Annotated in this window: 6 protein-coding genes; 2 read left to right on the forward strand and 4 right to left on the reverse strand. The window is 58.4% G+C overall.

The window, feature by feature from the left end:
* Nucleotides 1–43: 43 nt before the first annotated feature.
* From mutS to miaB, 4 genes are all read right to left on the reverse strand, one after another.
* Nucleotides 44–2,797, reverse strand: a complete 2,754-nt coding sequence (gene mutS / locus ABIL25_04965) for a DNA mismatch repair protein MutS (GenBank protein MEO0081629.1) — start codon at nucleotides 2,795–2,797, stop codon at nucleotides 44–46.
* A gap of 35 nt (nucleotides 2,798–2,832) precedes the next feature.
* Complete coding sequence (locus ABIL25_04970) at nucleotides 2,833–3,936, reverse strand: tetratricopeptide repeat protein (GenBank protein MEO0081630.1); 1,104 nt, start codon at nucleotides 3,934–3,936, stop codon at nucleotides 2,833–2,835.
* Entirely contained in the window at nucleotides 3,936–4,253 is a 318-nt protein-coding gene (locus ABIL25_04975; GenBank protein ID MEO0081631.1) for a LapA family protein, read from the reverse strand. Before ABIL25_04975 ends, ABIL25_04970 begins: the two co-directional genes overlap by 1 nt.
* A gap of 114 nt (nucleotides 4,254–4,367) precedes the next feature.
* Nucleotides 4,368–5,828 carry a tRNA (N6-isopentenyl adenosine(37)-C2)-methylthiotransferase MiaB gene (miaB, locus tag ABIL25_04980; protein ID MEO0081632.1) on the reverse strand — a complete coding sequence of 487 codons (1,461 nt, stop codon included), beginning with the start codon at nucleotides 5,826–5,828 and terminating at the stop codon, nucleotides 4,368–4,370.
* A gap of 153 nt (nucleotides 5,829–5,981) precedes the next feature.
* On the opposite strand from miaB, the gene ABIL25_04985 reads away from it, so the two are divergent.
* Together ABIL25_04985 and ABIL25_04990 are read left to right on the forward strand one after the other, a co-directional pair.
* On the forward strand, nucleotides 5,982–7,343 hold the full coding sequence (locus ABIL25_04985; protein ID MEO0081633.1) for a T9SS type A sorting domain-containing protein: 1,362 nt from the start codon (nucleotides 5,982–5,984) through the stop codon (nucleotides 7,341–7,343).
* Between the two features lie 303 nt (nucleotides 7,344–7,646).
* Nucleotides 7,647–11,145: hypothetical protein (locus ABIL25_04990; protein ID MEO0081634.1), on the forward strand; the 3,499-nt coding region annotated here is incomplete at its 3' end.

The raw sequence follows: 11,145 nt of genomic DNA on the forward strand, positions 1-11,145 counted from the left end.
TTCTTTAGGTTTCCACTGTTCGTCTCGGGTCGAGGCCCGATTGCTATTCGGTCAGGCGTTTTAGCTCGGCGAGAAGATTCAGGGCCTGAAGCGGAGTGAGCTGTTCAAGATTGAGCTCGCGCAGCCGGACGATGGCTGGATGGTCGGCTGGCCGGTCTGCGGCAAGCGCGATATCGTCCTCTGGTGCACTGCGGCGGAACTCGGAAGCTTCCTCCTCCAAACCCCGACTGTCGGCTGTTCTGAGCTTGGTCGGGGCTTCCGGCGTCGCCCTGTGTTCCGGACGTTGGACGCTCGGGACCAATCGGGTCAGACTCAGGTGTTCGCCTTTCTCAAAGTCGGCGAGGACCTGGCGCGCGCGCTCGATGACCGACACCGGCAGGCCGGCGAGCCGGGCGACCGCGATACCATAGCTCTTGCTTGCAGGTCCAGGCATGAGCTTGCGCAAGAAAAGCACCGTGTCTTTGGTCTCCTTGACCGAGAAGTTGTAGTTACGGCAGCGCGGCAGCATGACGGCGATGTCGGTGAGCTCGTGGTAGTGGGTGGCGAACAAAGTACGCGGACGCGGTGGAGAAGTCGGTAACTGCGGGATACGAGTCAGGGGTTCGGGCTCCGAACTCCGAGTTCCGGAATCTGAACCGAGCGCGCCATGAAGATACTCAACCGTAGCCCAGGCGATGGCAAGGCCGTCGTTGGTTGCCGTGCCTCGGCCTACCTCGTCGAGGATCACAAGACTTCGATTTGTGGCGTTGTTCAGGATGTTAGCGGTTTCGTTCATTTCGGCGAGAAAGGTGGACACACCCTGAGTCACGTCGTCGGATGCGCCGATACGGGTGAAGATCTTGTCGCAGACGCCGATGCGGGCACTTGCTGCCGGCACAAACGAACCGGTCTGCGCCATAATGACGATAAGCGCAACCTGGCGCAGATAAGTTGACTTGCCGGCCATGTTTGGGCCGGTGATGATAAGAATCTGCTCATCCTGGGTGTCAAGAAATGTGTCATTGGGGATAAACGGCTTGTCGAGGAATGTCTCGACTACCGGATGCCGGCCCCGCTTGATTTCGAGAACAGTAGAAGTGTCAACCACCGGCCGGGTGTAGTGGTTTTCGCGTGCCGCCTGGGCAAACCCGGCAAGCACGTCAATTTCGGCAAGAAGGGAAGAGAGCGCCAAGATGCGGTCAACGTCTTGTCCGACTCGGCGCCGCAGTTCCACGAACAGGTCGTATTCTATTGTCCTTGCGCGCTCTTCGGCGGTGGTCACCTTGACTTCGTAGTCCTTGAGTTCCGGGGTGACGAAACGTTCCGCTCCCGTCAGGGTCTGTTTGCGCAAGTAGTTCTTCGGTACCTGCGAGAGGTATGATTTCGTGACTTCGATGTAGTAGCCGAACACGGTGTTGTACCCAACCCGCAGGTTGGGAATGCCGGTACGGCGGCGTTCATCATCCTGCAGCCTGGCGATGTGCTGCTTCGTATCACGCGAAAGACTACGGAGTTCGTCGAGCTCATCGTTGTACCCCTCTCGGATAAGTCCGCCTTCGGTCAGGCTGACTGGCGGGTCGTCGCTCAGCGCCTTCTCAATCTCCTCCCGAAGAGCAGAGAAATCCTCAATTGAATCACGGAACAGGCTGAGCCGAGCTGAACGGCACGAAGCCAACGCGGACTTCAAGTCCGGAACCACCGAAAGCCAGTTCTTGAGCGCAACTAGCTCTCGGGCGTTGGCCCTTTCGAGTGCAACCCTTGATCCTACCCGTTCCAGGTCACCGACCTTGGCGAGCAGGGATTGGATCGTCTTTACAGGCGAATCGGCCCGTGACAACTCTTCGACCGCGTCGAGCCGTGCGTTGATTGATTCGGGATCGAGAAGCGGAGCCAAGAGCCACCGCCGCAGCAGCCTTGAGCCGGCCGCGGTGCGGGTACGGTCGATCGTCGAGAGCAGGGTGCCGGCCTTGCCGGGCACCGGCCGCAGCCGTTCGACTAACTCCAGGTTGCGGCGGGATACTCGGTCAACCAGCAGATGGTCGGACGAAGTGTACGGTGCAATGCGGTGGATGTGGGGCAATGCGCTCTTCTTGGTTTCTTCCAGGTAGTGAAGAACCGCACCGGCCGCGCAGATGCCCTCGGTCAATTCACCGATGCCGAAGCCGTCGAGGTTAGCAACACCAAGCACACTAGTGAGTTTGTCGAAGGAGAAATCTTGGGTGAAGTAGTAGTCGTCAAGCCGGGTAAGGGAGAATGGGCCGGCCGGCAGAAGCCGGGGTTCGGGATTCCAGGACTTAGGAATGAGGACTTCACTGGGTTCGAGTTTCTGCAGCTCTTCAGCAAGGGACTGGATTGGTACCTCACCGCAGTGAAACTCACCGGTGGAAACGTCGGCAAAAGCCAGGCCGGCAGTCTCGCCAGAAGGTGAGAGCGCGAGCAGGAAGTTGTTGCGGCGTTCGTCCAAGAGGCCAGGCCGGGTGAGGGTACCGGGTGTCACTACTTCGGTAACGTCGCGAGCTACAACCGGTTTACCGGATGGGCTTTCGAGCTGATCGCAGATCGCGACCTTGAATCCTTGGGCCACCAGCCGGCCAACATAGGTATCTAGGGTCTTGGCCGGCACTCCGGCAAGCGGAACACGGTTGTTCCGCCCGTGGGGCCGCGAAGTGAGGGTCAGACCGAGTGCCCGGGACCCGGTTTCGGCGTCTTCGTAGAACATCTCGTAGAAGTCACCAACCCGGAATAGCAGCAGGGTGTCAGCGTACTCGCGCTTGATACGACGGTATTGGGCAAGCAGAGGGGTCAGCTTTTCTGACATCTGGCCTTACCGGTTGTGGCCGGGCTGGTCAAACATCACCTGAGCATCGCTCGGCACTTTTCACAGCCCAGTCCGGGCTTGGACAGGTCAGCACCGCAACCGCTGCATTGCTGCAGCTTTGTTCGCAGCCTGGCGTTCACCGCTTCGAGAACTTGCATGGCACGTTCTGACTGGCCTTGCCGGAACAGGAGCGTGGCCAATGCAATGTCGGCCACAGTCCGAGTGCCGGGTTTGCCGAACCGTTCGAGCAGCCGTATCGCCTTGACCAGGTCCTCCCGCTTGCGGTAGATTTCGGCCAATGCAATAGTCAATCCTTCGTCGTCCGGTACTTTCCGCAGCAGTCGTTCATATACCTGGATGATTTCGTCGTAACGGCCCGATTCGTAAAACGCGGTTTCGAGCCGCTCGCGGACAAGGACATTGCGGTCCGGTGCCAGTTCCAGGAGTTCCATCCAGTTGCGAATTGCAGCTTCAGTGTTATGTTCGCTCATCTCAAGGTCGCCGGAATAGAGTCGGGCCGCAATGGAGTTGCGGTCTAGACGCAGCGCTGTAGCGAGCAGTTCGTGCGCCAGCTTCGGGTCAGCTGCAGCGCGGGCCCGGCCGAGTTCGGCGAACAGGAGCGCGGCCCAGGTCCGGTCGGGCGGCTTGTGGCCGATGGAGCGGACGAGTTTTTCGCACTTGTCCCAGGAAGCGGTTGCAAGGTACAGCCGGAACAGCTCTTCGGTTGCACGCATGTCGTGCGGGTCCAGTCGGATGAGTTCCTCAAGGCTTGAGACCGCCTTGAGCTTACGGTCGGTCGCAAGGTAGTCCCGGGTCAGAGCGCGCAAGACCCTAGTCTCGTCGGCCGGCGCGAGATTGCGGCGGAGGGCAAGGTTCTCGTGGACCTTCACCCCACGTTCGGTCTCACCCATCTTGATAAGGACGTCACCAAGGCGGACGTAGGCGTCAACGTTGCTTGGGTCAGCGGCCACTGCTTCCTTGAACCGGACAAAAGCCTCGGCCAGTCGGTTGTCAAGCATGTACTGCAGCCCTTCGACGTAGGCCGGTGCAGCGCCGGGGCGACGCCGCACCAGGTCCCGTACCACCGGGTAGAGCGCAACCACGACCAAGATGATGACAACGACGACAAGGACTGCCATTACTCCTCCTGTTCCTTTGTTACCGGGCTGGGCTCAAGCGGCGCGTTGCGAAACGCCGACAGCTCCTCAAGCAACGCTTCGGTCTCGCGGCGCGCATTGCGGAGCCGGGCGCGAAGCTGGACTTCGGTTACAATGGTGAAGATACCGACGCAGACCGCACCGAAGGCAAAGGAGTAGAGCATCACCAGCGCCAGCGGCACCTGCTCGTACGTCTGACCGAAAAGCCAGACGCGGACCGGTTCCTCGACGTTCATCAGGGCCAGAACAAGAAGCACCACAAAGACGACAAGCACAAGGACAACGCGGAATACTACCATAACGCCTCCTTCGGGTTATCTCCGGGATCGGTTGCCAATGACCAAATGCTTGGGTTGTTCTCGTACCGCTGGCCGGCTGCAGCGCTCACGGGGATGGTGGCCGGGCCCATGGCCTCAGTGCCCATTAGGGGTTAGGAACTTGTCATCTTGTTGTATAACCTGGGCCAGCGGTGTCCAGCCCTTTATTCCGGTAACGCGGCAACGAACCGTGTCGCCGGGTCGGCACGGGCCGGAGACGATCACAACTCGGTTTTGAGGTGTCCGGCCGAGCATCTGGGTGCCGCGCGGGCTTGGGCGTTCAATAAGGATTTCGCAGCCCTGGCCGACCATTTCGCTGTTTCGTTCCTTGGTAATCCGGTTCTGGACATCAATCAGCCGGGCCAGCCTGCGGCTGGATTCGGCTTCGGAGACTTTGGGCGAGAGCCCGGCGGCGACGGTGCCGGGACGCGCCGAAAAGCGGAACATGTAGGCAAAGTCAAACCGGACATTGCGTATGAGCTCAAGCGTGTCGGCAAAATCGGCATCTGTCTCTGACGGGAACCCAACCATCACGTCGGTTGTCAGGCTGAGACCGGGTATGAGCTTGCGGGCACGAGCGACCTTGTCCAAGTACTCCTCGCGGGTGTAGCCCCGGTTCATCAGCGCAAGGATACGGTTCGAGCCGGACTGGACTGGGAGGTGCAGACTGGGACAGACCTTCGGGATGCTGGCAATGGCGGTCAGAACCCGGTCGGTCAGGTCCCGGGGATGCGAAGTGAGAAAACGGACGCGTTCGATACCCGGGACCATGCTCACCTGCTCAAGTAGCGAGACGAAATCATGTTCGTCTGCCCGGTACGCAAGTACGTTCTGACCCAGCAGAGTTATGTCCTTGGTTCCGTTCTCAGTCATTGCCCTGACTTCGGCTAGTACCTGGTTCAGAGGTTTAGACCTTTCCCGGCCACGCGCATGGGGCACGATGCAGTACGAACAGTAATTGTCACAGCCACGCATGACCGTTACCAGACCACATACTTGCACTGCTCTTTCCACAATTCCTTCACGCCGGCAAGGCGAGGCCGTAGCAGCAGGGCCGACAGACGGTATGATTCCCTCATAGCACTCATTGGTCTGTCCTACTGCAACCACCGGGCGAGAGTTGTTCCGAACCTTGTTGATTAGTTCGGGCAGAAGTCGGTACTGGTCTGGGCCCACGATCAAGTCTGCGGCTGAGTCCTGAACGAGCGCATCTTTGAGAACTTGTGACATGCAGCCAAGTACACCCACGACCCGGCCGGGCCGAAGCGATCGGATTCTGCGAAAAGTACCAAGTCGGCCAAGTGCCCGCTGCTCAGCATGACTCCGGACCGCGCAGGTAAGCATGAGCAATACGTCCGCGTCTTCTTCCTGGTAAGTTTCCCTGTATCCGGCCTGGGCAAGAATCGTGCGCACAATCCCGGCCTCATACTGGTTCATCTGGCAGCCGTAGACCTTGAGAAAGAAGCGCTGGCCTGGGGCCTGTGGCTCCGGGCTGACTGCTGGCGTCCGGCAAGCATACTCTCTTGCAGGAACATGCAGACACTCAACTCGACTCATCCAGGCCAATTCTAACCGCACACGACGGAAGTCAAGCGAATGCTGATACATGAGTTGAGAACGACATGGGGCAGAGAAGAGAGCATTGCGGCCTGGTACGATTGACAGACCCTGACTACCTACTATACTAGACTGAACACAAAAGGAGACCAGATGAGGAGAACGCTGGCATTTCTTGCAGCTCTGCTTGTGTCTAACGCAATGCTGGCTGACGACACGCTCTGGACTAGACTTTGGAGCCCGGGACACGTTGCCAGAAACGCATCGGTGCAATGCCGAGGAACCGACGCCCTCGTCGCCGGATCGGTCTTTGATACAGCAACCAAGTCCTCAGACATCTTCGTCGCCAAGTATTCAGCCGCAGGAAGCAAAATCTGGAACAAGACCCTCAACTTTGACGCTTCGGACGATGGCGGGACGGTTGCGGTGGGGCCGGACAACTGCCCGTACGTTGGACTCAGCTCTGGCCGGACTCCGACAGCCAGAATTGTGAAGCTGAACACCACGGGCGATACTGTATGGACAAGGTCCAAGGCTTCGACGTATTCCGGGCCGCTGGTTGCAGACAATGCGAACAATGTGTACGGGCTGTTTTCCACTGGTACGCTGCCGAACGACAGCCTTCTACTGATTGGCTACAACGCAACCGGTACACTGACCGCATATCGAACCCTGAAACTCGGCCGGGCGCACCAGCCAAGCGGGCTTTGTCTTGTCGGAACTCACCTAATCGCCGCGTCCAATATTGCGGACTCGCTTGTAACAAGAGCAGCGCTGGTCAAATTCACGACATCAGGCGAGACCGTCTGGACAAGGGTATTGCCTGAATCGCTTGCGACAAGTGCACTCGCCATAGCTGGAGAAGCTGGCGGTGATTTCTACCTTCTCGGATACAGGCCGGCCGGGCCGGTGATGGCCAGGTTGAACCCGGGCGGCGACACGGTCTGGACTGTGACTATCAGCACCTCAGACCCGCTCAGCCCGTCTTTGGCGACCGACACTGCCGGAAACATTTTCTTGGCCACCGGCGGTCAGGCTTGTCGCCTTTACAAGTACGATTCTCAGGGTCGGTTCCTGGCAACACTGCGGGCAATTGTCGGCTACCCGATTCAGACTGTGTCGGTCTCGATTGGCACAGACGACATGCCGGTAGCAACCGGCCCGGTTGTGATTTCTCCTCAGAATGTACCGGTCCTGACTGTGAAGTTTGCGAATCCGGCAGGTGGAGTGGCAAAGCCGGCAGTCCCATACCAGGTTCCAAATATTCGAGTCCAGCCGAATCCGGTGACGAGAGAAAGCGCCACGGTTAGGATCCTAGGGTCAAAGAGTTCCAGGGCTCAACGGGCATCGGTCACGGTCTTCGACGTGTCAGGCCGGCCGGTGCTTCATCACCCTAGTAGCTGGAATCCGGCACTTGGTATCGCCATTGACCTTCGGAACGTCAATGCCGGCGTCTATCTCGTGAAGGTCGAAGCCAATGGCTTCACACAGACGCAGAAGCTGGTGGTTCAATAGTGAAAACAGGGCTGAGAAGGTAGAATGTAGAATGCCGGGTAGGGACGGCATAGTCGCCTCTACATCTTTCCCCCGCTGTTGGTTTGGCACTTGGCCACTTGACCACTCGGCCATGCTTTTTTCCACTTGACAGGCGGCCCTGGGGGGGGTATAACTAACTTGGTTACGGCCCGCACGCCCCGGTGCTGGCTGGAAGTATTAGAGAACCCGCACCCGGGTTACATCCGAAACGAGAAGAGCGACCTAGAAAGAGGACCGCAGGAAAAGGACTGCGGTCAGAAAGAGCAAAACAAAGGAGGACGTATGCTAGTGAAAGCATGCATGCTGGTACTGACCCTTGCCGCTTTCCTTGGCAGCGCAACTGCTGCGCCACCAGAGGCAGAGCTTGCGCAGGGTCAGGAAACAAAGTCAACGCCAACGCGGCCAGACCGGCCAATCGTGGAGCCGGTGATCCAGCGGGACGAGTTCGGGCGACTTCTTGCTACCCGTGTAGACGACAACACGGTGTTCCCCGAACCAGAGTCGCCTACCGATGTCACACTGTACTACGACGACGGTATTCCGTTCTACAGGTACGACTACATAACGACGTCCCTTTACTTCGGAGTGAAGTTTTCGGCCGGCCCCGGAACTGTAACTCAGTGCAAGGCTTACCTTGCCCGCAGGGACCCTTCTTACACGGAAGAAGCCTACTTTCAGATTCTGTCGGACAACGGTGGAGTGCCTGGTAGCGTGCTCTGGACTTCAGGAATAGTCTACATATACGACGCAGCATGGTACACCGCCAACTGCAACGTCAACGTGACTGGCCCATTCTACGTGTTCGTCTATCCGAGTAGCTTTAGCTCCAACTGGATATCTCAGTTCTCAGACGGGGCGCTGAACTCGCCGTCAGGCACGCAATGGTACTACTACTACGGCTCCTACTACCAAGACCCGTTTGGTTACTGCGACCTCATGATCCGCGCCGAGTTCACTGGTGCTGCTTCTAATCCCGACCTTGTTATCGAAAAGGTCAGCGGTGTGAATCCGGGAACAGGACACACCGGCTCTTCCACTTTCACGCTCACGGTACGCAACGTCGGCACAGTTCAGTATCCGGCAGGTACGATTACGTTCGGCACCAGGGAGACCAGGCCGACAATGTTTTCACAGGTGACCCAGACTGTCTCGACTTCCGCAATTCCTGCTGGCGGCACCGCCTCATTCACCCTGAATGCCTATACTCCGCAGAACACTAGGCCCGGGCCGATTGAGTACACATTCAACATCACCGGAACTTCGACTTCCGAGCCCACCTCGAACAACCAGACAAGTGTTCTGATTCACTACTACGACAACACGCAGGTCACACAATACTACGTAAACGATAACTTCAACAACGGTCTTACCGGCTGGACTATTGGTGGCTCGGGTACACTCTGGGACACGACTAGACTTGCCTTCTCGTTCCCACATGTCACCCATCCACCAACCAATCCGGTGCGGTTCAGCGAGAATCACGTCGCAACTGAGAGTAAGTCTGGCAGCTACCCGAACTCCGATAATGTCTGGCTCCTCTGCAACGCGGTTATCAACCTCACTAATGCCGTCAACCCGTTTCTTGTGTTCAGCGAGAAGTATCAGACTGAAAGCGGATACGATTACGCCAGAGTTGAGTTCAGTACTGACGGAGGCAGCACGTGGCCGATAACTCTTCTGAACCGGAGCGGAACAAGCCCGAGCTGGCCGCACTGGGACACGACCCGTGTCAGCCTTGCTTCTTATGTGGGCCAGCCTAACTGCCGGGTCAGGTTCCGCTTCACTTCGGACGGCTCGGTTGTGTACGATGGCTGGTACATTGACGACGTCATCGTTGCCGGCGGGCAGTTGCTACCGCCGACCGTGACCGGCGTCAACCCAACTTTTGGCAGCCGGCTGCAGACGCTCAGTGTTGATATTACCGGTACAAACTTCGTCAGTGTTACCGGCGTCAGTTTCGGCACAGGTGTCACCGTGAACTCCTACACGGTCAACAGCCCGACTTCAATCACGGCGAGTATCACAATTGCTTCGACTGCACCGACCGGTGGCCACGACGTTTCGGTGACCAACGGAGCCGGTACTGGAACCCTGACGAACGGGTTCGAGGTGCGAAACCCGGCACCGACCCTGACGGGCACCAACCCGACTTGGGGTAACAGGTTGCAGACTTTGAACGTCACGCTTACCGGCAGCGGCTATATTCAGGGCACGACTACCGTGAGCTTTGGCGCCGACATCACCGTCAACTCGGTCACTGTGCTCAGTCAGAACCAGCTTACAGCCAACATCACGATTTCGGCCAGTGCGGCTACTGGTCTGCGCAACGTATCGGTGACAAACCCAGCCCCGGGCGGCGGAACTGCAACTCTAACCAACATCTTCGAGGTTAGAAACCCGGCACCGACTTTGACGAGCATCAACCCGACCTGGGGCAGCCGGTTGCAGACCCTTGATGTCCAGTTCAATGGCAGCGGCTATATTCAGGGTACGACTGCCGTGAGCTTTGGCGCCGATGTAACGGTCAACTCGGTCACTGTGCTCAGTCAGAACCAGCTTACAGCCAACATCACGATTTCGGCCAGTGCAGCCACTGGTCTGCGTAACGTAACAGTAAGCAACCCGGGGCCAGGCGGCGGCGCTGCAACTCTGGTGAATGGCTTCGAAGTAAGAAACCCGGAACCCACTCTGACGCAGATTGATCCAGCATCAGGTGCCCGGTTGCAGACCCTGGACGTGACCTTCACCGGCTCGGGGTATATTGACGGAGTCAGCTCAGTCGCGTTCGGCACGGACGCGGACATCACCGTCAATTCGGTCACGGTGAACAGTCCGACTCAGCTCACCGCCAACATCACGATTGCGCAGGATGCCGCACTCACAGCCCGCGATGTTTCGGTAACAAACTCTGGGCCGGGCGGCGGAACCGCAACTCTGACCGGCGCGTTCCAGGTGGAGAACCCGGAGCCGGCCCTCACAAGCATCGCACCGACATCAGGCGAGCGCTGGTGGACCGGAGATGTGGTGTTCAACGGCGACTACTTCCTTGACGGCGTGAGCTCGGTTGACTTCGGCGCTGATATTACGGTCAACTCCCTGACGGTGAACAATCGTAACCGGATGACGGCCAACATCACGATTGACCCGGCAGCCACAACCGGCGCCCGCGATGTTTCGGTAACAAACTCTGGCCCGGGCGGCGGAACCGCGATTCTGACCGACGGTTTTGAGGTACGAAACCCGGCCCCGACGCTTACGAGTATTGATCCTACCTCGGGTGACCAGGGCTGGACCGGTGATATTGTGTTCACCGGAACCAAGTACCTGGCCGACGCCAGCTCGGTGGCGTTTGACCCACCCGATAACATCACCATCAATTCGACCACGGTTGATAACGAAAACCAGATAACGGCTAACATCACCATTGACCCTGCCGCGGTACCTGGTGCACGCGACGTCTCGGTGACGAACTCTGGCCCGGGCGGCGGAACCGCAACCCTAACAGACGCGTTCACCGTCAAGCTGCCTGTCTTCAATGACGTGGGAGCGACCGCGATTGACGTTCCGTCCGGTACGGAGTACCTAAACGAAGAGATCTTCCCCAGGGTGAAGGTCAAGAACTATGGCGAAGTGCCCGAGCCCGTTGTTCCGGTCCGGGTTGTCATCACCGGGCCGACCGATGCCGAGGTGTACAACGAAGTGAAGACCATCAGCCTGGGATACAATGAAGAGAAGACGGTCACCTTCGAGGTTGGCTGGACCCCGGCTGATCTGGGCGACT

It is taken from the genome of candidate division WOR-3 bacterium (assembly GCA_039801365.1).
Classification (GTDB): domain Bacteria; phylum Hydrothermota; class Tepidihabitantia; order Tepidihabitantales; family Tepidihabitantaceae; genus JBDRUN01.

Coding starts and splice junctions, on each gene's coding strand:
- mutS (MEO0081629.1), bottom strand. CDS start 2,797: ATGTCAGAAAAGCTGACCCCTCTGCTTGCCCAATACCGTCGTATCAAG.
- ABIL25_04975 (MEO0081631.1), bottom strand. CDS start 4,253: ATGGTAGTATTCCGCGTTGTCCTTGTGCTTGTCGTCTTTGTGGTGCTT.
- ABIL25_04970 (MEO0081630.1), bottom strand. CDS start 3,936: ATGGCAGTCCTTGTCGTCGTTGTCATCATCTTGGTCGTGGTTGCGCTC.
- ABIL25_04985 (MEO0081633.1), top strand. CDS start 5,982: ATGAGGAGAACGCTGGCATTTCTTGCAGCTCTGCTTGTGTCTAACGCA.
- miaB (MEO0081632.1), bottom strand. CDS start 5,828: ATGAGTCGAGTTGAGTGTCTGCATGTTCCTGCAAGAGAGTATGCTTGC.